Origin of the sequence: Qipengyuania sp., from assembly GCF_965277845.1 — a bacterium.
Taxonomy (GTDB): Bacteria; Pseudomonadota; Alphaproteobacteria; order Sphingomonadales; family Sphingomonadaceae; genus Qipengyuania.
Genome location: NZ_OZ255844.1, coordinates 2,968,291 through 2,990,002 on the forward strand (window position 1 = coordinate 2,968,291; position 21,712 = coordinate 2,990,002).

Below are 21,712 nucleotides of genomic sequence, written 5' to 3' on the forward strand. Positions count from 1 at the left end.
GCCACCTTCATTTGGAACCGAAGCCAGAAAGCATGACTTTAACGGTTCTCAGCACTATAATGATGTCCAACCAATAGGACAAATTCTTGATATAGTAGAAATCATACTGAAGTTTCTCGTCCACTTCATCCACTTCGGCTACATGTCCTTGATTAACTTGGGCCCATCCACTGATCCCTGGACGGACAATATGCCGATACCGGTAGAATGGTATCTCGCCTTCGTACCATTTCGAGAGGCTCACAGCCTCGGGCCGCGGTCCGATCCAGCTCATCTCGCCGCGCAAGATGTTGATGACCTGGGGCAATTCATCCAACCGGGTCCGGCGCAGGAAACCGCCGACCTTTGTGACACGTTTGTCTCCGGACCGTGTGATCGACAGATCGCGATTTTCTCCGTCGTGCCCTTCGCTCATCGTTCGAAGCTTGAGGACGCGGAACTCATTCCCGCGGAACCCCATTCGGCGCTGGCGAAAGAATACCGGCCCCTTACTGTCCCACTTAATGGCTAGGGCACAAACAGAAACCAGAGGGATGATAATCGGAAGCAGGAGCAAGGAAAGCGCCAAGTCGATCGCACGCTTCATTTTCTGATAAGCGAAGTTCGGGACGAGCGCGCCAAAGCTATTCTCGGACAGATGTTCTATCTGCACCCTACCGGTCTCCGCCTCCCAAACTTGCTTGTAATGATACACGGGGCGACCGGAGATCGCAGCTTCGGCAAGAAATCTTTCCCATTCGGGCGCGAGGTCCGCATACACATCGGCTACGATCGCACAATCGGGCAGATTCTTTAATGAGGGGTTTGTCAGGACCAGGACTGGCGCTGAACGCAATTCACTAATGAGATCTGCCCGCCCTCCCGGAACGAGGTAATACAACAAGCCCTTGGCTCGTGATCGCATTGCAGTGATGGCGAAACGCGCGGTCAAAATGCCAAAGAATCCAGTGGCAAGTACTTTACTGGAATAATCGAGCCTGAACCCGGCGATGACCGCGATCAGCAATCCGAATGAGATCCCCATCACGGGCAGAATCGACCTGGCGACAGCCACGCCCGGATAGAACCGCAATCGGCGAAGAACTGCGATCGCACCCAAGGCGCAGAGCGTCACGCCTACGAGCGAATTCCCGGCGGGCCCTTGCGTGATCCAATTGACCGCCCGTGTAGGGCTGGGAGGTGCACCCACTTCAACCACCGCGAGTACAAAAATCGGCACTGCCACACCAAGCAACAGAACGAAAGCGAGTTCAAATCGCAACGAGTGGAATAAGCCGCGACGAACTATCGCCGAGGGCAAATTTACTGACAAGATTTTCCTCCGAGAGCCTTAGCGCCGCTTGTCTCTATCTAGCCTCAACTTGCAATTCAGACCAGCCGGGTTTTTCTAAGTTAATGCCGATAGCCTGAGGTCAGTCCACTTACCATAGTGGGATTGTCAGAAAGTGTCCTTCACAGCTGCCAGATCGGCAGGGCCGAACTCCGCAGGATTGACATCGCAGCGTTAGGGATGAGGCAAGGCAATGGTTGGGCCAAAGTAAACCGTTCAGCTTCCGTGTAAGCTCCGCCGACGGGGAGTTGGAGGAGCATTCTGCTTCAACGACGCAGCTTATGAAGAGCGAAGTTCGACGGGCCCAAAAATAGCTGAGACGTCAACTTTCTGGGAACCAATCGGAATTATTGGGGCTTCAAGCAGACAAACGGTTCGATTCAGGGGACAAAAGGGGTTGCGACACCGCGTCACTTCAATTACCAAGAGAATCGAAAACGGGCGCGTTGCGGCGCGAAATTTGTGTCGCTTGTCGTGAACAAAAAATGCAACGGAGATAAACATGATTGCAAAGAAAATAATGATCTCGGCTTCGGCTGCTGCAATGGCGTTCGCGCCCGTAGCTGCTTCGGCCGCACCTGCTGCCTCGGTTGCCGTTGAGCGTTCTTCGCAGAGCGCCAAAGATAGCTCGGAACTGGGTGGCACTGGCCTCATCATCGCTATCCTGGCTGGCCTCGCCGTTATCGGTGGCATCATCGCCGCTGCAAGCGACGACGACGACACGCCGGTCAGCCCGTAACGATCTGACTGAATTTTGATTGAACCGGTCGCGGAGCTTCTCCGCGGCCGGTTTTTTCATGTGCGGCGTAAATTCCGATCGCCGCTTTATCTATCGCTTGACCGGTCCATCGGGGCCATTGCCGTGCCCTATCTCCGCCGATCCTGCCGGTCGTGTAATGGCCGTGGCAAAGGTCCATGGTCGCAGGTCGGTGCGTTTGACCTTCGCTCGCTCTCGGCGGGCCGCGATGGTGCGACCGCTCCCTTGCCCTCGCCCGGCGCTCTGCTATGGCGCGCGCAACACACATCCGAATGAACAGGAAACCCATGGCGAAGATCAAGGTTGCGAACCCGATCGTCGAGCTCGACGGCGACGAAATGACGAAAATCATCTGGCAGTGGATCCGCGAACGGCTGATCCTGCCCTATCTCGACGTCGACCTGAAGTATTACGACCTGTCGATCGAAAAGCGCGACGAAACGGAAGACCAGATCACTGTCGACGCAGCCAACGCCATCAAGAAGTATGGCGTCGGCGTAAAATGCGCGACGATCACGCCCGACGAAGCGCGTGTCGAGGAATTCGACCTCCAGAAGATGTGGGTGAGCCCCAATGGCACGATCCGCAACATCCTCGGCGGCGTCGTCTTCCGCGAGCCGATCGTAATCGACAATGTCCCGCGGCTCGTCCCGGGCTGGACCGACCCGATCGTGGTCGGTCGCCACGCTTTCGGCGACCAGTACCGTGCAAAGGACACGCTCATCCCCGGCGCGGGCAAGCTGCGCCTGGTGTTCGAAGGCGAGAACGGCGAGAACATCGATCTCGACGTCTACGAGTTCCAGAGTTCGGGCGTCGCCATGGCGATGTACAATCTCGACGACAGTATTCGCGATTTCGCGCGCGCCTGCATGAACTACGGCCTCGACCGCGGCTGGCCGGTCTACCTGTCGACCAAGAACACCATCCTCAAGAAGTACGATGGCCGCTTCAAGGACCTGTTCCAGGAAGTGTTCGACGCGGAGTTCGCGGACAAGTTCAAGGAAGCCGGCATCACCTACGAGCACCGCCTGATCGACGACATGGTCGCTGCCGCGCTCAAGTGGAGCGGCAAATTCGTCTGGGCTTGCAAGAACTACGACGGCGACGTTCAGTCGGACGTGGTGGCGCAGGGCTTCGGTTCGCTCGGCCTGATGACTTCGGTGCTGATGACGCCCGATGGCAAGACCGTCGAGGCAGAAGCCGCGCACGGCACCGTCACGCGCCACTATCGCCAGCATCAGGAAGGCAAGGCGACCAGCACCAACCCGATCGCAAGCATCTTCGCCTGGACCCGTGGGCTGATCTATCGCGGCCGCTTCGACAACACCCCCGAGGTGGTGAAGTTCGCCGAAACGCTCGAGAAGGTCTGCATCAAGACGGTCGAGAGCGGCAATATGACCAAGGACCTCGCGCTGCTCATCGGTCCGGACCAGAGCTGGATGACCACCGAACAATTCTTCGAGGCGATCGTCGAGAATCTCGAGAAGGAAATGCAGGCCTGGGCCTGATGAGGAACCACCCCGCTTGCTCGTCATTGCGATGAGCATTGCGAGGGAGCAATCCAGGGCGCGGCGTCGAATGACGCGGCGCCCTTTGCTTTTCTGGCACGGTATGACCAAGGAATGCCGCGCGACCTTCGGTCGCTCGCAAACATTTTAATCGAGGGGCTAATGGCCAAGCAGCCGACCAAGACGCGCAGTGTGAAACGCAAGGGCACCGAGAAGTTCGGCCAGCGCCGGCTCGAGGTGCGCAATGCGATGATCAAGGACATCCCCGGCATCGCGAAACTCGTTCGCCGGGTCTACGAGGACATGCCCGCCTATACCCACGGCGAAATCCGCGGCCAGATCAACAATTTCAAGGAAGGCTGCTTCGTCGCCCTGCTCGACGACGAAGTGGTCGGCTATTGCGCGACTATGCAACTGGCTCAGGCGCTCGCATTCCAGCCGCACGACTGGGACGAGATCACCGGCAATGGCTATGGCAGCCGGCACGATCCCACCGGCGACTGGCTCTATGGTTACGAGATGTGCGTCGATCCCAAAGTACGCGGCGTGCGCATCGGGCGGCGGCTTTACGAAGAACGCCGCGCGCTCGCCGAAGAGAAGGATTTGACCGGTATCGTATTCGCCGGACGGATGCCCAACTATCGACGTTTTCGCCGGCGGGTCGACGGACCGGAAGACTATCTTGAGAAGGTCGTCGCAGGGAAACTGCACGACCCCGTATTGCGCTTCCAACTGGCCAACGGCTTCGAGCCCGAACGGATCATGGAAGGCTACCTGCCGGAGGACAAAGCCTCGATGGCCAATGCCGTCATGATGGTCTGGCGCAATCCCTATGTGGAGCGCGACCAACCGGTCAAGAAACGACTCCCGCGCGGGGTCGAGGCGGTGCGCGTGGCGACCTGCCAGCTCCAGGCGCGCCAGGTTGCCGATTACGACGAATTCATGCGCGCGATTCGCTATTTCGTCGATGTCGCAAGCGATTACGAGGCGGATTTCATCGTCTTTCCCGAACTCTTCACGCTCATGCTGCTGAGTTTCGAGGAGAAGGAGCTCTCGCCGGTCGAAGCGATCGAGCGGCTATCCGAATACACTCCGCGCCTGCGCACCGACATTTCGGAAATGGCGATGCGCTACAACATCAACATCATCGCCGGCTCGCACCCGACACGGATGGAGGACGGCGACATTCACAACGTCGCCTATGTCTGCCTGCGCGACGGGTCGGTCCACGCGCAGGAAAAGATCCATCCCACCCCGAACGAGCGGTATTGGTGGAACATCAAGGGCGGCGACAAGGTCGAGGTGATTCAGACCGACTGCGGTCCGATCGGTGTGCAGATCTGCTACGATAGCGAATTCCCCGAACTCAGCCGCCGGTTGGCCGACGAGGGCGCGCGAATCATCTTCGTGCCGTTCTGCACCGATAGCCGCCAGGGCTACTTGCGCGTGCGCTATTGCGGGCAGGCGCGAGCGATCGAGAACCAGTGCTTCATCGTCCTCAGCGGCAATGTCGGCAACCTGCCCAATGTCGCGAACATGGACATCCAATATGCGCAAAGCTGCATTCTGACGCCCTGCGATTTCCCCTTCGCGCGCGACGGGATCGCCGCCGAGGCCAGCGAGAATGTGGAGACGCTGACGATCAGCGATATCAACCTCGCCGATCTCAGCTGGGCCCGTGCCGAGGGGACGGTGCGCAACCTCGCCGACCGCCGCTTCGACCTCTACCGCATCGAATGGGACGAGGACGGCAAGCACCCGGGCAAACCGCGCCCGCGCCGCGAACCGCTCGGCCCCTCGCATGCCGGCGGGGGGTAGCCCGCGCAAGCGTCGTGACAGCGTAGCAAGGCGCGGTTACGAGTAAGTCCATGGCATCGGCTGAATTCGCAAGCCCGGCGGTATCGGACGCGCTGGTGATTCTCGGGGCGGCAGGGCTCGTCATCCCGGTCTTCACGCGCTTTCGCGTAACACCGATCATCGGTTTCATCCTGATCGGCATTGCCGTGGGGCCCTATGGCCTCGGGCGGCTCGTCTTCGAGCATCCATGGCTCAATCACATAACCATATCCGATCCCGAGGCGCTGGAGCCATTTGCCGAGTTCGGGATAATCCTGCTGCTGTTCACGATCGGTCTCGAACTCAGCTTCAACCGCTTGTGGCAAATGCGAAAACTGGTCTTCGGGCTCGGCGCGATGGAGCTTATCGTGATCGGCAGCTGCCTCGCGATCGCGCTGTCGATGATGGGCCAGTTCTGGACCGGCGCCCTGGCACTCGGATTTGCCCTCGCCTTCTCCTCGACCGCCATCGTGCTGCCCATCGCCGGCACGCATTCGCCGGTCGGCCGCGCGGCCCTGGCCATGCTGCTGTTCGAAGACATCATGATCGTGCCGATCATCTTCGTCCTCGGCGCCATGGCACCCAATGCGGCAGGAGAGGGCTGGGAAGGCATGCTCACCACTCTGTGGCAGGGCGGCCTCGTCATCGCCGCGATGATGATCCTGGGCCGTGTCGCCCTTCCTCGCCTGTTCGGCCAGGCCGCGCGCACCAAGAGCCCAGAGCTTTTCCTCGCCGCCTCCCTGCTGGTGGTGATCGGCGCCAGCCTCGCCACCGCGGCGGTGGGCCTGTCGCCGATCGTCGGAGCTCTGATCGCGGGCCTGCTGATTGCCGAGACCGAATATCACGGTGAAGTCGAAACGATCATGGAGCCCTTCAAGGGGCTCGCGCTGGGTGTTTTTCTGATTACGGTCGGCATGAGCATCGACTTGCAGACGATCTGGGAGAACCTCGGCCTGATTGCGACAGCGGTGCTGCTGATCCTGCCGTTCAAAGCGCTGGTCACCGGCGTTCTGCTCCGTCTGATGGGCGCACGCCGCAGCACGGCCGCGGAAACGGGAATCCTGATGGCAAGCCCATCGGAAACCAGCCTCATCATCATCGCCGCGGCCAGCTCGGCCCTGCTGATCCAACCCGGCACAGCCCAGTTCTGGCAGATCGTGACCGCCATCGGCCTGACCGTCACGCCGCTGCTCGCACGTCTGGGTCGTGCGATCGCGCGGAGGGTCGAACCCATTCCCGAATTGCCCGAGGACACGGGTAATGAAGCAAGGGTCATCATCGTCGGGGCGGGCCGCGTGGGTCTGTTGGTTGCGCAGATGCTCCACGCGCATGAGAAACCCTATATCGCGCTCGATTCCGATCCGGACCTGATCGAGGATGCGAAGCGCAGCGGCTTTCGCGCCACGTTCGGCGATGCGGCCCGAGGCGACTCGATGACCCGCTTGGGGGTTGAAAACGCCCTCGCCGTCGTCCTCACCATGGACGAACCGGTGCTGGTGCAACGGCTGGTCTCCAAGCTTCGCAAGGAATATCCCGACCTGCTGATCGTTTGCCGCGCACGCGATGTGCGCCATGCCGCCGAACTCTATCGCGTCGGCGCCAGCCACGCAGTGCCGGAAACGCTGGAAAGCTCGCTTCAACTGTCCGAGGCGGTGCTGGTCGATATCGGCGTTGCGATGGGTCCGGTGATCGCCTCGATCCACGAAAAGCGCGACGAGTTCCGTGAGCAGATCGAGCAGGAAGGCGCGCTCGCCTACAAGCCCAAGCTGCGCACGAGCACAACGGAGGCCTGAGCCGTGGCGCCCGTGCTGGAGACCCGCTCGGACTGCAGCCGCTGCGCGGCGCTGTGCTGTATCGCCTATCCATCCCAGGACATGCCGGGGTTCTCCGCCGCCAAGGCAGCGGGCGAGCCCTGCCCCAAGCTTGGCAAGGACGGGCTGTGTACGATCTACGAAAATCGTGTCGAACAAGGCTTTGCCGGCTGCACCCGCTACGAGTGCTTTGGGGCGGGCCAGCATGTGGTCCAGCAATTGTTCGGCGGCAGGGACTGGCGCGAAGATCCGGCGCTGCTCCGCCCCATGATCGAGGCCTTCCTCGCCATGCGCCCGGTCAGCGACCTTGCCTATTTGGCCGAAAAGGCGATGGAGGCTGCACCGCAAGACGGTCTGAAGGAAGAATTGCGGCAGGTAAGCGGTGAATTGCGGGAAATCGCCGGATCGCTTCACACTGTGCGAGACAGCGGGCGGATCGCACGCTGCGAACGGGCGTTGCGCAGCATCTATGCCTCGCTCGCTCCCGCCTACCTGCGGAAATCCTGAACTTTCGCATTGCCCGCGCGTTGGTTGGGCAAAGGAGAAAGACATGAGCAATCCCGACCCGACCGAACCGACGCCCAATAGCGAGAAATTCAAGCCGCAGAACGTACAGGACCCGCTGAAGGACAAGGCGCCGACGAGCAAACGGGGCGCTCCGGGCGATACCGAAGGCTACGATATCGAGCAGGGTTCCAGCGGGGTGACCAAGAAAACCCCCAGCGCGTGATTGCGCTTGTTCGTTAAGCAGAAACCTTAGCGATCGCATCCCGCACGGCAGCGAGTGCCGCTTCGGCCTTGCTGCCGTCGGGACCGCCGCCCTGCGCCATGTCGGGGCGACCACCCCCGCCCTTGCCGCCAAGCGCTTCCACGCCGATGCGAACGAGGTCGACCGCGCTGAAACGCTCGTTCAGATCGTCGGTTACCGCCACGGCGAAGGCACCCTTGCCGTCATTGACCGCGCAAATTGCCGCGATGCCCGAACCCATGCGGGTCTTGGCCTCGTCGAGCAGCGGGCGCAGTTCCTTGGGGCTCAATCCCTCGATCACCTGACCGGAGAAGGTCACGCCGCCGATATCCTCGTTGGCCGGTCCGGCATCGCCCGAACCGCCGCCGCCCAAAGCCAGGGCACGCTTTGCCTCGGCCAGTTCCTTTTCCAGCCGCTTGCGCTCCTCGACCAACGCCGAAACCCGCGCGGGCGCTTCGTCCGGAGACGTCTTGAGCGCATTGGCAATGGCTTTTACCGCATCATCGCGCGCGACAAGCCACTGGCGCGCGGCTTCGCCGGTCAGCGCCTCGATCCGGCGCACGCCCGAACTGACCGCGCTTTCGGACACGATCTTGAACACACCGATGTCGCCCGTCGCCTTGACATGCGTGCCGCCGCATAGCTCGACCGAATAGCTGCGACCCTCGTCGCCCGCCCGGCCCATCGACAATACGCGAACCTCGTCGCCGTACTTTTCGCCGAAGAGCGCCAGGGCACCCGCGGCAACCGCATCGTCGGGCGTCATCAGCCGCGTGCCCACCTGCTCGTTGGCGCGGATTTCCTCGTTCACCTCGGCCTCGATCGCAGCGACGTCCTCGTCGCTCAGCGGCTTGGGATGCGAGAAGTCGAAGCGGAAGCGGTCGTCGGAGACCAGCGATCCCTTCTGCGTCACATGTCCGCCGAGCCGGTTGCGCAGAGCGGCATGCACGAGGTGCGTCGCCGAATGGTTCGCGCGAATGCGGTCGCGGCGCTCGGCATCGACCTCGAGATGCACCGCGTCGCCGAGCTTTACCGAGCCCTTGGCGATCGTGCCGACATGCGTGTGCAGGCGGCCCAGGGGCTTGTTGGTGGTATCGACCGCGAATTCGAGCCCTTCGGGCGTCCAGATACGGCCCGCATCACCCGTCTGGCCGCCGCTTTCGCCATAGAAGGGGGTCTGGTTGGTCAGGATCACGACCGCATCGCCCTCCTTGGCCGATTCCACCTCGATGCCGTCCTTGACGATGGCGACGACCGCCGCCTCGCCCGTGGTCGAGTTGTAGCCGGTAAACTCGGTCGAGCCCTCGCGCTCGGCAATATCGAACCAGACGTCCTCGCTGGCGGCTTCGCCAGACCCCTTCCACGCGGCGCGCGCGGCGGCTTTCTGCTGCTGCATCGCCGCATCGAAACCGTTCCTGTCGACGCCGATCCCGCGGCTGCGCAACGCATCCTCGGTAAGGTCGTAGGGAAAGCCGTAGGTGTCGTAGAGCTTGAACGCGGTCTCGCCGTCGAGCGTGCCGCCCTCGCACATGTCGCCGGTCGCCTCGTCGAGCAGCTTGAGCCCCTTGTCGAGCGTGCGGCGGAACTGCGTCTCCTCACGCTCGAGCACCTCCTCGATCAGCGCCTGACCGCGCACGAGTTCGGAATAGGCCTGCCCCATCTCGGTGACCAGTGCCGGAACGAGGCGATGCATCAACGGCTCGCTTGCGCCGAGCAGGTGCGCATGGCGCATGGCGCGACGCATGATCCGGCGCAGCACGTATCCGCGCCCTTCGTTGGACGGCAGCACCCCGTCGGCCATCAGGAAGCTGGTCGAGCGCAGGTGATCGGCGATCACCCGGTGGCTGGCGGTCGAATCACCCACTGCCTCGACCCCGGTCAGGCTTTCGCTCGCCGCGATCAGGTTCCTGAACGTATCGGTATCGTAATTGTCGTGCACGCCCTGCATCACCGCGGCGATGCGCTCGATTCCCATGCCGGTGTCGATGCTCGGCTTGGGCAGGTCGCCGACGATTTCGTCGTTTTCCTGCGTGAACTGCATGAAGACGAGGTTCCAGATCTCGACGAAGCGGTCCCCGTCTTCTTCCGGACTGCCCGGAGGGCCGCCCCAGATGTGATCGCCATGATCGTAGAAGATTTCCGAACACGGTCCGCATGGTCCATCCGAACCCATGGCCCAGAAATTGTCCTTGGTCGGGATGCGGATGATCCGTTCGTCGGCGAAGCCGGTCAGCTTCTTCCACAGGTCGAAGGCCTCGTCGTCGGTATGGTAGACCGTGACCAGCAGGCGGTCCTTGTCGAGCCCCCATTCGCGGGTCAGCAGCGTCCAGGCATGCTCGATCGCCTGCTCCTTGAAATAGTCGCCGAAGCTGAAATTGCCGAGCATCTCGAAGAAGGTGTGGTGCCGCGCGGTGTAGCCGACATTGTCGAGATCGTTGTGCTTGCCCCCGGCGCGCACGCACTTCTGCGCGCTGGTTGCGCGCGGTGCGGGCGGCGTTTCGAGACCGGTGAAAGCATTCTTGAACGGCACCATGCCGGCATTGACGAACATCAGCGTCGGGTCGCTGAAGGGAACGAGCGGCGCGCTGGCGACTTCGGCGTGCTCGTGCGAGCCGAAATAATCGAGGAAGCTGCGGCGGATGTCGTTGGTCGAAGTCATGAGCGGGCAGTTAGGCAATCGTACCCCAGCCGACAAGCGCGAAAGCCCGGCCAGACTGTGCAGTATCGGCGATCAGCCGGGCGCGCGGGCGGTGACGATCCAGCAGGCGGCGGGCAATGTGACACGGGTGTCGCTCAGATTGCGCTCCATAACGTTGCGCAGGCCGGCAAGCGCATCCTCGCGTTGCTTCCCTTCGAGCGATGCCACAGCGCGCGCTGCGGGCCCGATACGCAGGAAATAGGACAGCGCTTCGTCGACCGCGCCCGGGCCCTCTCCGGCAAGCATCGGGTAGTCGATCGGTTCGAAGTCGATCTCGCGCCAACCGGCATCGGCGAGAATACCGGCCACCCGGTCGCGATCGCCGAAAGCAAAGGGGCCCGGTGCATTCGGGTCCGGCTTGGGGCCCTCGCCCGGCGGCAATGCGGATGCGAGCTCGCGCACCCAGGCGTTCTCCTTTCGCTCGCGGAAGCAGGAAAAGATGAGGTTCGCCCCGGGCGCAGCTTCGCCCGCGATATGCGCGAATGCGGCAACGGGATCGTCGAAGAACATCACGCCATGACGCGAAACGAGCAGATCGGGCCGTTCCCCCTCGCCCGGCGTCCACGCAGCCGCATCGCAGAGTTCGAACCGCAAGTTTGGCAAGGCATCGCCGCGTTCGCGCGCGATGCCGAGCAATTCGTCGCTCACGTCGACACCGATCACCCTTGCGGAGGGCGCCTCGGCAGCCAGCGAGACGGCAAGCTCACCCGCACCGCAGCCGATGTCCAGCGCCTGCGCGAAACCCTGCGATTGGGCGGCTTCGAGCAGACGGTGCGTCACGGGGGTGAAACTGCGATCGGTCCGCTGCCACTCCGCGGCCCAGACGTTCCCGACCTGGCCGGTCCATTCGAATTGGTTGGTCATGAATTCACACTCGATAGTAGTCGCGATACCATTCGACGAAGTGCAGCACGCCTTCGCGGATGTCGGTTTTCGGGACATAGCCGGTGAGCGAGTGGAGCAGTTGCGCATCGGCCCAGGTGGCGGGCACATCGCCCGGCTGCATCGGCATCAGATTGCGCTTCGCTTCGATCCCCAGCGCATCCTCGATCGCCGCGATCATCTCGCCGAGCTGGACCGGCTGCGAATTGCCGATATTGACGACGCGCCAGGGAGCTACCGGCGAGAGGCTGTCGCCCTCGGCAATGTCTTCCGGCGATTGCGGGCGTTCGGGAGCTGTGTCGACAAGGCGGCGGATCGCTTCGACGAGGTCCTCCACATAAGTGAAGTCGCGCATCATGTCGCCGTGGTTGTAGACGTCGATCGGCTCGCCCTCGAGCATCGCGCGGGTGAACTTGAACAGCGCCATGTCCGGCCGCCCCCAGGGGCCGTAGACGGTGAAAAAGCGGAACATCGTCACCGGCAACTCGAACAGATGCGCGTAGGAATGCGCCATCGCCTCGGTCGCCTTCTTGGTCGCGGCATAGAAGGACATCTGGTGGTCCGCCTTCATCGTCTCGCGATAGGGCATCTCGGTGTTGGCGCCGTAGGCCGACGACGTCGAGGCGAGCAGCATGTGCTGCGGCGGATGCGTGCGCGCCGCTTCGAGCAGCTCGAACGTGCCCACGAGATTGCTTTCCAGATAGGTGCGCGGATTGTCGATCGAATAGCGCACGCCCGCCTGAGCGGCGAGGTGGATGACGATGTCGGGCCGGTGCTGCGCAAACAGGTCGGCGAGCAGGCCGGGAGTCTCGATCGCCTCGTTTATCGCCGTAAAGCCCGCGTTCTGCAGCAGACCTGCCTGGCGTCTGCGCTTGAGTTCGGGGTCGTAATAGTCCGAAAGGCTGTCGATCCCGATCACCGTAAAACCGTCGGCAAGCAAGCGGCGGCAGATAAAATAACCGATGAAGCCCGCCGATCCCGTAACCAGCGCCGTACGCGTCTCGCCCATCAATCCGCGCCGAACAGGTCGCGGGTGAAGACCTTCTCGCGCACTTCGGCGAGGTCCGGATCGAGCCGGTTGGCAACGATGACGTCGGCTTCGGCCTTGAACTTTTCCAGATCGCGCTCGACGCGGCTGCCGAAGAAACTGTCCTCTTCCATCACCGGTTCGTAGACGATCACCTCGATGCCCTTGGCTTTCACCCGCTTCATGATCCCCTGGATCGACGACTGGCGGAAATTGTCCGAGCCGGCCTTCATGACGAGGCGGAAAACCCCAACCGTCTTGGGTTCTTTCGCGATGATCCGGTCCGACAAGAAATCCTTACGCGTACGATTGGCGTCGACGATCGCGCGGATAAGGTTCTGCGGGACTTCCGAGTAATTCGCGAGCAGCTGCTTGGTATCCTTGGGCAGGCAGTATCCGCCATAGCCGAAAGACGGGTTGTTGTAGTGGCTGCCGATGCGCGGATCGTGACCGATACCCTCTATGATCTGGCGCGTGTCGATGCCGTGCGAGAGTGCATAACTGTCGAGCTCGTTGAAAAAGGCGACGCGCATGGCGAGGTATGTATTGGCGAAGAGCTTGATCGCCTCGGCCTCGTCCGCATCGGTAAGAAGAACCGGGACATCGTCCTCGAGCGCCGGTTCGAGCAACAGGTCGGCGAAGCGCCGGGCGCGCTCGGACCGCTCGCCCACGATGATGCGCGAGGGATGGAGGTTGTCGTAGAGCGCCTTGCCTTCGCGCAGGAATTCGGGGCTGAAGATGATCCGGTCGCTGGCGAAACGCTCGCGCGCTTCGGTGACATAACCCACGGGCACGGTCGACTTGATCACGACCACGGTGGTGGTGTTGGCGGCGAGAACCTGCTCGATCACCGAATCGACGGCGGAGGTGTCGAAGAAGTTTGTGTCGACATCGTAATTTGTCGGAACCGCCGCGATGGCAAAATCTGCACCCTCGATCGCGGCGCCGGCGTCCGTGGTGAAGGCGAGATCGAGGTCGTCGCGCTTGAGATATTCTTCGACCAATTCGTCCTGAATGGGCGATTGGCGATCCTGCAGCAGTGCGACGCGCTCGGGCGAGATATCGCAGCCGACGACCGTATTGTGCTGCGAGAGCATGATGGCGTTGGACAGGCCAACGTAGCCAAGCCCGAAAACGGCAATCTTCATCGAACTTCCCAAACCCTCAGTCCGCTTGGCCGCCGGTGCTTCGGCAGCGCTCGCCTTCTGTGGGGAGGCGCGGGCGATTGCAAGCCTGCCCTCCCCGCAAAGCTCACCAGATGAAATAGGCGCCGCCGCGCTCGCGGGCGCGCTGCCAGGCGGGACGCGCATGGATCGCCTCGACGAACTTCGCGAGCTTCGGCGCCTTCTCCCCATATCCCTGCATCACGGCGATCTCGGCCGGAAAGCTCATCATCACGTCGGCGGCTGACCAGTCATTACCGACGAAATGGAGATCGTCTGAGATATTGTCCTCGGCGAATTTCACATGCGCTTCGAATTGTTCATCGACGCGCGGCATGAGCGGGGCCGCGGCATCGCCGAGACGCCCCGCGTATATCTTGAGCATGACGGGTACGAAAAAGCTGCTTTCTCCGAACTGCATCCATTCGAGGTGACGGACGTGGTCCTCGCTTTTCGGATCAGGAAGCCAGCTTTCGCCGCCGTGACGTTCGCACAGATATTGGATTATCGCCCCGCTTTCCGCCACCCGCAGACCGTCGTCCTCGATCAGCGGCGACTTGCCGAGCGGGTGAGCATTCTTCAGCTCGGGCGGTGCGAGATTGCTTTCCGCATCGCGCTGGTGTTGGGTAATTTCGTAGTCCGCCCCCAATTCCTCTAGCAGCCAGAGGATACGCTGCGAACGGCTGTTGTTGAGATGGTGGACGGTAATAGTCATGCGGGCGCTCCTCTTTCGCGAGTCGCCTGCACCCTAGGCGCGCGGATGAGGGGCGGCCATGGCCCAGTTTGCGCCAGCCCGGGATACGGAAAAGCCGGTGCGGCCATGAGGCGGCGCGCACCGGCTTTCCGTTTGTTCGGGAGCGCCGGGGACAGTCCGGCTTCCGCGCCGCCCCGGGGGATCGGGGCCGGCACGCTCCCGCTTGAAGAGAGGTCAGTCCTCGTCCGCGTCCGGACCGGTCATCATCTCTTCGGCGACCTCGTCGGTGCGGCCGCGAATGGCGGCTTCCAACTTGGCACACATCTCGGGATTTTCCTTGAGGAACTTCTTGGCGTTTTCGCGCCCCTGGCCGATGCGGACGCTGTCGTAGCTGAACCAGCTGCCCGACTTTTCGACCACGCCGGCCTTGACGCCGAGGTCGAGGATTTCGCCGATCTTCGAAATGCCCTCGCCATACATGATGTCGAATTCGACCTGCTTGAACGGCGGGGCGACCTTGTTCTTGACCACTTTCACGCGAGTCGAATTGCCGATCACCTCGTCGCGGTCCTTGATCTGGCCGGTGCGGCGGATGTCGAGGCGGACCGAAGCATAGAATTTGAGCGCATTGCCGCCGGTCGTGGTTTCTGGATTGCCGTACATCACCCCGATCTTCATGCGCAGCTGATTGATGAAGATCACCATGCACTTCGAACGGTTGATCGAACCGGTCAGCTTGCGCAGCGATTGCGACATGAGGCGGGCCTGCAGGCCGACATGGCTGTCACCCATCTCGCCCTCGATCTCGGCGCGCGGCACGAGCGCGGCGACCGAATCGACGACCAGCACGTCGATCGCGTTGGAGCGGACCAGCGTATCGGTGATCTCGAGCGCCTGTTCGCCCGTGTCGGGCTGCGATACGATCAGCTCGTCGATATCGACGCCGAGCTTGCGGGCATAGACCGGGTCGAGCGCATGTTCGGCATCGACGAAGGCGACCGTGCCGCCCGCCTTTTGCGCTTCGGCCAGTACATGCAGCGCCAGCGTGGTCTTGCCCGAGCTTTCCGGACCGTAAACTTCGATCACGCGCCCCTTGGGCAAGCCGCCCACACCCAGCGCGATATCGAGGCCGAGCGAACCGGTGGAGATCGCCTCCACCTGCATTGCTTCCTTCTGGCCCAGCTTCATTGCCGAGCCCTTGCCGAATGCGCGATCGATCTGCGCGAGCGCGGCGTCCAATGCCTTCTGGCGGTCTGCGTCCACTTTCTTGTCCTCTACGAGCTTCAGACTTGCCGCCATGACATTACCTCCTGCGCTTGGCCAGAGCCGCTTGCCGACTCTTCAACTGGCAATTGGTGTATCGGCTTTGTTCTCAAAGAACAAGTGGGGAACGAAATTTATTTTCACGTTTCGTTCCAACGGGTGGAATTCGGCCGGTCCGCCCGCTAATCGCGCTGTTCGCCGAGCACCTCGGCAACCTTGGCGTTGATCTGCTGCACGCTGAAGGGCTTGGGAATGAAGTGCATGTTGTCGATATCGATCTCGTTGCGCAATTGCTCTTCGGCATAGCCCGACATGAACAGGATCGGGATGTCGGGTTTCACCTTGCGGATCGCGCGCGCCATGGCCGGGCCATCCATCGCGGGCATGACGACATCCGATACGATCAGGTCGAATTCGGTCGAACCGTTGGCCACTTCGGCCAGCCCCTCTTCCCCGTCGGTCGCGGTGGTCACGGTATAGCCGGCGCGCGCCAGCGCCCGCTCGGCCACGGCCCGCACCATGTCCTCGTCCTCGACCAGCAGCAGGTTGCCGCCCGCCGACCATTCGGTCGCCTTGGCCTCTTCCGCCGCCTCGCCGCGCATGCTGGCGGGCAACTCGCCCTTGTGCACGGGCAGGTACATGGTGAACCGCGCACCGATGGGTGTGCCGTCGGGACCCTGGACGTTGTCGGCGAAAATGAAGCCGTTGGATTGCTTGACGATCCCGTAGACCGTCGAGAGACCGAGCCCGGTGCCCTTGCCCTGCTCCTTGGTGGTAAAGAAGGGTTCGAAGATCTTGTTGAGATGCTCCGGCGGAATGCCGCCGCCCGTGTCCTGCACGATGAGCACGGTGTAATCGTCGGCGGGCATGATATCGATGCCCATCTTGCGCACGTCGCGCGCTGAAACCCGCCGCGTGGCGAGCGTGAGACGTCCCTTCCAGTCCTGCTTGCCACGCTCGAGCGCATTCGCCTGCATGGCGTCGCGCGCATTGACGGCCAGGTTGATGATGACCTGTTCGAGCTGTTGCGGGTCCGCCCGGACCGAACCGAGCTCGCGGTCGTGGCGAACCGAGAATTCGATCTTCTCGCCCATCAGGCGCTTCAACAGCTGGCTGACCTCGCTGACGACATCGGGCAGCTGCAGCACCACCGGGCGCAGCGTCTGCTGGCGGCTGAAGGCGAGGAGCTGCCGCGTCAGGCTCGCAGCGCGGTTCGAATTGGCCTTGATCTGCTGGATGTCGTCATAGTCGCTGTCGCCCGGCGTGTGGCGCAACAACATCAGGTCGCAATAGCCGATGATCGCGGTCAGCACGTTGTTGAAGTCATGCGCAACGCCGCCCGCAAGCTGGCCCACCGCCTGCATCTTGGTGGCCTGTGCGACCTGGCGGCGCAGACGCTTTTCCTCAGAGGAGTCGGAGATCGACAGCAGGACGGCCGCATCGCCCAGCCCGCGTATGCCCGCAAGGCCGATCGAGACCGGTTCTTCCTTGTCGTTGGAAAGACGCACGGCCATGTCGCCGCTCGCGGTCGCGCCCTTGGCGAAGCGCCGCACGGTATCTGCCATGGCGGCCTTGTCGTCCTGCACGACAAGGTCGGAAGGGAATTGCGGCAATCCCTGCTCCTTGCGTTCGACCGCGCGCAGGAACGCCTTGTTGGCAAACAGGAAGCGACCATCGCGGTCGGTCAGCGCAAGGCCGAGCGGCAGCGCGGACAGCAGCGCCTCGAGCTGCGGAATGGCGGCCTTGCCACTGCCTTCCCAGCCGCCGCCGATCCCTACCGTGCTGTCGATCAGCAACATCAGCGAAGGGGCCTGATCGGCATCGCTCAGCCGCGCATTCGCTGGCGTATCGAGCGGCACGTGAACGAGCGTCTGCGGCGAACCCTGCTGGCCCTCGCGGGCGAAGAAAATGCGGTCGCGATCGTCCGAGCGCAGCAATTGCACGAATTCATGGCCTGCAAGCGACTTCTCGCGATTGCCGGTTGCGCGCTCCGCCAGGCCCGGGGTGGTCGTCAGCACGATGCCGTCGGGCGCAACCAGCGCGAGTTCGAGCCCTGCGCGCGAGATCACGTCGCCAAGCCGGCCCGAAAGCCGTTCGGCGAGCCCGTCATAGCTGCGCTCCTCGCGAATCTCGGCAAACCGCCAGACGAGATAGGATTCACCCCGACCGCTGCGATCGACATGCAACCGGTATTGCGCTTCCGCACCGGACAGCTGCAACTCGTCGGCTTTCGCCTTCCCGTCGCGCCAGGCATCGCGCGCCGCATCCATGATCGCCTCGCGAGAGGGTCCGTCGAACGGCAGGTCGTAAGGGGCGGTCTCCCCATCGAACCAGTCGACATAGGTCGAATTGGCGCAGACCAGCCGGTTCGCCCGGTCGATGATCGCCACTCCGCGCCGACGGTTTTCCATCGCTGCGCTGGTGACCGACCAGTCGGCCTGAAATGCCAATTCCTCGACCGGCGCGCCCCGCAGCCTCGCCATCAGCAGCAACGTCAATAGGATTGCGACGAGCGCTCCGCCATAGGCGAGCGCGACGATGGACTGCTGGCCGACCATCCAGACGAGCCCGACCGAGACGAGGCAGGCCACCAGTATCCCGAGCAGGAGAGGCACCGGAGGAAATTGCGAGACCGGGCTGTCCTCCCGCAGCATTATGCTTCGGCATCCTTATGCAGGCGCTCGTCGAGACGGCGCTCCATCGCGCGCAGGCGGCGCTGACGCTTGCGCGCGACCACGAAACGCCAGACCACACCTGCAAGCAGATAGCCGACCGCGGCACCGACGACGGCCATTATAATGAAGCCGAATATCGTCACCAAAACCGTCACCCCCACCCCTTCGAACATCTCGATCAGCCAAGCCCAGCGGCCGCTGTTGATTTCGTCCTGCGCGGCGCCGCCCGTCGTCGCCAGATCGACCTTCAGGATGAAGGCACCCAGCTTATTCGCCACCACGGCCCAGAAGGGGAAGGTAAAGGGATTGGTAATAAACGTCACGAGCGCGGAAAGCGGCACATTCGCACGCGCCGGCAATGCCATGAACGCGGCGAGGAATATCTGACCCACCGGAATGATGAAGCCCGCGAATATTCCGAGCGCCACACCGCGCGGAACGCTGCGGCGGGTAAAACGCCACAGTTCCGGCGTCAGGAAGCGATGCGCGATCGGCCGCAGATACTTGTTCCTCGCCATCTGCTCGCGCGTCGGCATGTGCCGGCGGAGCCAGTCCGCCAGGAATGTCTTTGATCTGCGCTCGCTCATTGCCACGACCCTGCCATGCGCCGCCTCACTGGCGGGCGCAAGGGGTTGAGGGAAGCGGGTTGCGACGAATGCGGCATAGCTGGCGATGTGGTTAGCGGGGACGCGATTTTTAAGGGGTGAACGGCGCGGATCAGCCGCGTTCGCGCATCAGGCGGGCCTTGTCGCGCTTCCAGTCGCGCTCCTTGATCGACTGGCGCTTGTCATGCGCCTGCTTGCCCTTGGCCAGCGCGAGCTCGACCTTCGCCCGGCCGGTACTGTTGAAGTAAATCGACAGCGGGACCAGCGTCATGCCCTTGCGCTCGACCGCCCCGAACAGCTTCTCGATCTCGCGCGCGTGGAGCAAGAGCTTGCGCGGGCGGCGCGGTTCGTGGTTGAGCCGGTTGCCATGCGAGTATTCCGGGATGTTGGCATTGACCAGCCAGACCTGCCCGTCGCGCACCTCGGCATAGCTTTCCTTGATGCTCGCCTCGCCCGCACGCAAGGCCTTCACCTCAGTACCCTGGAGCGCCAGCCCGGCCTCGAACGTGTCCTCGATCGTGTAGTCGAACCGCGCGCGACGATTGTCGGCGACGACCTTCTGCTTGTCGAACGTTGCGGGTTTGGGACGGGCCATAAGGCGGGCGCATGTAGGCGAGAGGGCAGCGCTTGGAAAGGGTCGAGACGCGAAATCGCTTGCCAACTCGCTCGGGCCTGTGGCGAATGCTCCCGATGGACGACCGAACCGCAATCCAATCCTTCTCCATCCACGACATCGCAATCGAAGCAGGTTCACAGGCCACGGTCGCGATCCCGGTCAGCCAGCAGGTCACAGGACTCAACTCGGCGCTCGCGCTCAAGGTCCTGCATGGCGCGATGCCCGGCCCGGCGATCTTCGTCAGCGGGGCGATCCATGGTGACGAGATCATCGGCACCGCGGTCATCCAGCGGCTGCTCGAGCAGCTTTCGCCCGAGCGGCTCGCGGGCACGATCATCTTCGCGCCTGCGGTCAATATCTACGGTTTCGCCTCGCACAGCCGCTACCTGCCCGACCGGCGCGATCTGAACCGCAGCTTCCCCGGCTCGGAGAAAGGCAGCCTGGCTGCCCAGCTGGCCCACACATTCCTGACGCATGTGATCGATCGCTGCTCGCTCGGCATCGATATCCATTCGGCGGCCAAGCATCGCTACAATCTGCCGCAGATCCGCATCGCTTCGGGCAGTCCCTATCTGTCCGAATTGGCCATGGCCTTCGGGGCGCCCATCATCATCGAGAGCCCACTGCGCCCGGGTTCGATGCGCGCGCTGGCTGCCGAGCGCGAAACGCCCATGTTGCTGCTGGAAGCGGGCGAGGCCCTGCGTTTCGACCGCTTCGCGATCGATGTCGGCGTGGCGGGCGTGCTGCGCGTGCTCGCCCATATCGGAATGGTCGAAGGCGACGACGGCCTCGGCGACGTCGAGGTTCCGCTGCGCTCGACGCGATCCAGCTGGGTCCGCGCGCCGCGCGGCGGCGTATCGCGACGGGTGTGCAGATCGGGCGACGTGGTGCGCGAAGGCGATCTGCTGGCGCGAGTCGGCGGGCTGTTCGGCGAGGACCCGGAAGACCTGGTCAGTCCCACCAATGGAGTAATCATCGGCCATGCGACACTGCCGATAGTCAACCAGGGAGACGCGCTGTTCCATGTCGCCGAGGTCGAAGCGCTCGACCACGCGGGCGAGCGTGCCGACAGCATCGTCGAAGCGCTTGCGGTCAGCGAACCCCCCTTCCCCGCCGCTCCGCTGCTCGACGAAGACGAGGTGCTTTAGACCAGCCCCGCAATCGCCAGCGCTTCGTCGACCGCCTTGCGGCTCGCGTCGCTGGCATTGCACAGCGGCAGGCGGACGTCGGGAGAGAACCAGTCGTGCACGCGGCTGAGCGCGTATTTCACCGGCGCGGGGCTGGCGTCGGAGAACATCGCATAGTGCAGCGGGAACAGCCGGTCGTTGAGCTTGCGCGCCTTGACCAGATCGTTCGCGGCGATCGCCTCGTGGAACTCCGCGCAGAGTGCGGGTGCGACATTGGCGGTGACCGAAATGCACCCCGCCCCGCCCGCGGCCGAATGCGGCAGCCACAATTCGTCATTGCCCGATAGCTGGCAGAACTCGTGGTCCAGCCCCATGCGGTGATCGGCCACGCGCGAGAGGTCGCCGCTCGCATCCTTGATCGCCACGATCCGGTCCGGATATTTGCGCACCAGTTCGACTACCGTTTCGTCCTCGATATCGGTGACCGTGCGGCTGGGCACGTTGTAGAGCACGATCGGCAGGTCGCTGTTTTCGGCCAGATAGCTGAAATGCGCAATCAGACCGGCCTGGCTGGGGCGGTTGTAATAGGGCGCGACGCACAGGCCCGCCGCTGCCCCGGCCTTCTTCGAAAACTGCATGTGCAGCAGCGCATTGCGCGTGTCGTTCGATCCGCACCCCGCGATGACCGGTACGCGCCCCGCCGCCTGTTCGATGCAGACCTCGACCACGCGGTGATGTTCGGCATTCGACAGGGTCGAGGCCTCGCCCGTGGTGCCGCAGGGGACCAATCCCTTGCTGCCGTTTTCGATCTGCCAGTCGACGAGCTTGCGGAAAGCAGCCTCGTCGAACGATCCGTCGCGAAAAGGAGTCGCCAGAGCGGGAATCGAGCCTGAGAACATTTACCGAAGTCCTGCGTTAGAGATAGGAAACAAGGCCCGTTTTCATGGGCACCGCCACAATTCATTCAGCGCC

18 protein-coding genes are annotated in these 21,712 nt (G+C 62.8%); 7 read left to right on the forward strand and 11 right to left on the reverse strand.

Going from position 1 to position 21,712, the window contains the following annotated elements:
- Positions 1–7 precede the first annotated feature (7 nt).
- On the reverse strand, positions 8–1,261 hold the full coding sequence (locus tag ACQY4G_RS14515; protein WP_421991911.1) for a sugar transferase: 1,254 nt from the start codon (positions 1,259–1,261) through the stop codon (positions 8–10).
- 571 nt (positions 1,262–1,832) lie between these two features.
- On the opposite strand from ACQY4G_RS14515, the gene ACQY4G_RS14520 reads away from it, so the two are divergent.
- The 6 genes from ACQY4G_RS14520 to ACQY4G_RS14545 all read left to right on the forward strand — a co-directional run bounded on the left by ACQY4G_RS14520 (position 1,833) and on the right by ACQY4G_RS14545 (position 7,972).
- Positions 1,833–2,069 carry a hypothetical protein gene (locus ACQY4G_RS14520; RefSeq protein WP_291177007.1) on the forward strand — a complete coding sequence of 79 codons (237 nt, stop codon included), beginning with the start codon at positions 1,833–1,835 and terminating at the stop codon, positions 2,067–2,069.
- Between the two features lie 305 nt (positions 2,070–2,374).
- Entirely contained in the window at positions 2,375–3,595 is a 1,221-nt protein-coding gene (locus ACQY4G_RS14525) for an NADP-dependent isocitrate dehydrogenase (protein ID WP_067689935.1), read from the forward strand.
- A 162-nt stretch (positions 3,596–3,757) separates the two neighbouring features.
- Entirely contained in the window at positions 3,758–5,413 is a 1,656-nt protein-coding gene (locus ACQY4G_RS14530; protein ID WP_421991913.1) for a GNAT family N-acetyltransferase, read from the forward strand.
- A gap of 50 nt (positions 5,414–5,463) precedes the next feature.
- On the forward strand, positions 5,464–7,224 hold the full coding sequence (locus ACQY4G_RS14535) for a cation:proton antiporter (protein WP_421991915.1): 1,761 nt from the start codon (positions 5,464–5,466) through the stop codon (positions 7,222–7,224).
- A 3-nt stretch (positions 7,225–7,227) separates the two neighbouring features.
- Positions 7,228–7,749, forward strand: a complete 522-nt coding sequence (locus ACQY4G_RS14540) for a hypothetical protein (protein ID WP_421991917.1) — start codon at positions 7,228–7,230, stop codon at positions 7,747–7,749.
- Positions 7,750–7,792: 43 nt separating this feature from the next.
- Complete coding sequence (locus ACQY4G_RS14545) at positions 7,793–7,972, forward strand: hypothetical protein (protein WP_067689945.1); 180 nt, start codon at positions 7,793–7,795, stop codon at positions 7,970–7,972.
- A gap of 13 nt (positions 7,973–7,985) precedes the next feature.
- Here the strand turns inward: ACQY4G_RS14545 and alaS are convergent, their stop codons facing one another.
- From alaS to smpB, 9 genes are all read right to left on the reverse strand, one after another.
- Positions 7,986–10,649 carry an alanine--tRNA ligase gene (gene alaS / locus ACQY4G_RS14550; protein WP_421991919.1) on the reverse strand — a complete coding sequence of 888 codons (2,664 nt, stop codon included), beginning with the start codon at positions 10,647–10,649 and terminating at the stop codon, positions 7,986–7,988.
- A 72-nt stretch (positions 10,650–10,721) separates the two neighbouring features.
- Entirely contained in the window at positions 10,722–11,552 is an 831-nt protein-coding gene (locus ACQY4G_RS14555; protein WP_421991921.1) for a class I SAM-dependent methyltransferase, read from the reverse strand.
- Between the two features lie 4 nt (positions 11,553–11,556).
- Positions 11,557–12,579 carry an NAD-dependent epimerase/dehydratase family protein gene (locus tag ACQY4G_RS14560; protein WP_421991923.1) on the reverse strand — a complete coding sequence of 341 codons (1,023 nt, stop codon included), beginning with the start codon at positions 12,577–12,579 and terminating at the stop codon, positions 11,557–11,559.
- Positions 12,579–13,745 (reverse strand): nucleotide sugar dehydrogenase, encoded by a 1,167-nt coding sequence (locus ACQY4G_RS14565; RefSeq protein WP_421991925.1) that lies wholly within the window; start codon positions 13,743–13,745, stop codon positions 12,579–12,581. Before ACQY4G_RS14565 ends, ACQY4G_RS14560 begins: the two co-directional genes overlap by 1 nt.
- Positions 13,746–13,848: 103 nt before the next feature.
- Positions 13,849–14,475 (reverse strand): glutathione S-transferase family protein, encoded by a 627-nt coding sequence (locus tag ACQY4G_RS14570; protein WP_421991927.1) that lies wholly within the window; start codon positions 14,473–14,475, stop codon positions 13,849–13,851.
- Positions 14,476–14,688: 213 nt separating this feature from the next.
- Positions 14,689–15,753 carry a recombinase RecA gene (recA, locus tag ACQY4G_RS14575; protein WP_067689960.1) on the reverse strand — a complete coding sequence of 355 codons (1,065 nt, stop codon included), beginning with the start codon at positions 15,751–15,753 and terminating at the stop codon, positions 14,689–14,691.
- 146 nt (positions 15,754–15,899) lie between these two features.
- Positions 15,900–18,371: a hybrid sensor histidine kinase/response regulator gene (locus ACQY4G_RS14580; protein WP_421991929.1), complete on the reverse strand. Its 2,472-nt coding sequence runs from the start codon at positions 18,369–18,371 to the stop codon at positions 15,900–15,902.
- Positions 18,371–18,979, reverse strand: a complete 609-nt coding sequence (locus tag ACQY4G_RS14585; RefSeq protein ID WP_083508150.1) for a DUF2062 domain-containing protein — start codon at positions 18,977–18,979, stop codon at positions 18,371–18,373. The genes ACQY4G_RS14580 and ACQY4G_RS14585 overlap by 1 nt, the downstream gene beginning before the upstream one ends.
- 130 nt (positions 18,980–19,109) lie before the next feature.
- Positions 19,110–19,592: an SsrA-binding protein SmpB gene (gene smpB / locus ACQY4G_RS14590; RefSeq protein ID WP_421991931.1), complete on the reverse strand. Its 483-nt coding sequence runs from the start codon at positions 19,590–19,592 to the stop codon at positions 19,110–19,112.
- A 95-nt stretch (positions 19,593–19,687) separates the two neighbouring features.
- Between smpB and ACQY4G_RS14595 the strand changes: the two genes are divergently transcribed.
- A complete protein-coding gene (locus ACQY4G_RS14595) occupies positions 19,688–20,761 on the forward strand; it encodes a succinylglutamate desuccinylase/aspartoacylase family protein (protein ID WP_421991933.1) in 1,074 nt (357 codons plus the stop codon).
- Here the strand turns inward: ACQY4G_RS14595 and dapA are convergent.
- Positions 20,758–21,639, reverse strand: a complete 882-nt coding sequence (dapA, locus tag ACQY4G_RS14600; protein ID WP_421991935.1) for a 4-hydroxy-tetrahydrodipicolinate synthase — start codon at positions 21,637–21,639, stop codon at positions 20,758–20,760. The genes ACQY4G_RS14595 and dapA overlap by 4 nt on opposite strands.
- Positions 21,640–21,712 lie beyond the last annotated feature (73 nt).

Coding starts and splice junctions, on each gene's coding strand:
- ACQY4G_RS14520 (WP_291177007.1), top strand. CDS start 1,833: ATGATTGCAAAGAAAATAATGATCTCGGCTTCGGCTGCTGCAATGGCG.
- ACQY4G_RS14525 (WP_067689935.1), top strand. CDS start 2,375: ATGGCGAAGATCAAGGTTGCGAACCCGATCGTCGAGCTCGACGGCGAC.
- ACQY4G_RS14530 (WP_421991913.1), top strand. CDS start 3,758: ATGGCCAAGCAGCCGACCAAGACGCGCAGTGTGAAACGCAAGGGCACC.
- ACQY4G_RS14535 (WP_421991915.1), top strand. CDS start 5,464: ATGGCATCGGCTGAATTCGCAAGCCCGGCGGTATCGGACGCGCTGGTG.
- ACQY4G_RS14545 (WP_067689945.1), top strand. CDS start 7,793: ATGAGCAATCCCGACCCGACCGAACCGACGCCCAATAGCGAGAAATTC.
- alaS (WP_421991919.1), bottom strand. CDS start 10,649: ATGACTTCGACCAACGACATCCGCCGCAGCTTCCTCGATTATTTCGGC.
- ACQY4G_RS14555 (WP_421991921.1), bottom strand. CDS start 11,552: ATGACCAACCAATTCGAATGGACCGGCCAGGTCGGGAACGTCTGGGCC.
- ACQY4G_RS14560 (WP_421991923.1), bottom strand. CDS start 12,579: ATGGGCGAGACGCGTACGGCGCTGGTTACGGGATCGGCGGGCTTCATC.
- ACQY4G_RS14565 (WP_421991925.1), bottom strand. CDS start 13,745: ATGAAGATTGCCGTTTTCGGGCTTGGCTACGTTGGCCTGTCCAACGCC.
- ACQY4G_RS14570 (WP_421991927.1), bottom strand. CDS start 14,475: ATGACTATTACCGTCCACCATCTCAACAACAGCCGTTCGCAGCGTATC.
- recA (WP_067689960.1), bottom strand. CDS start 15,753: ATGGCGGCAAGTCTGAAGCTCGTAGAGGACAAGAAAGTGGACGCAGAC.
- ACQY4G_RS14580 (WP_421991929.1), bottom strand. CDS start 18,371: ATGCTGCGGGAGGACAGCCCGGTCTCGCAATTTCCTCCGGTGCCTCTC.
- ACQY4G_RS14585 (WP_083508150.1), bottom strand. CDS start 18,979: ATGAGCGAGCGCAGATCAAAGACATTCCTGGCGGACTGGCTCCGCCGG.
- smpB (WP_421991931.1), bottom strand. CDS start 19,592: ATGGCCCGTCCCAAACCCGCAACGTTCGACAAGCAGAAGGTCGTCGCC.
- ACQY4G_RS14595 (WP_421991933.1), top strand. CDS start 19,688: ATGGACGACCGAACCGCAATCCAATCCTTCTCCATCCACGACATCGCA.
- dapA (WP_421991935.1), bottom strand. CDS start 21,639: ATGTTCTCAGGCTCGATTCCCGCTCTGGCGACTCCTTTTCGCGACGGA.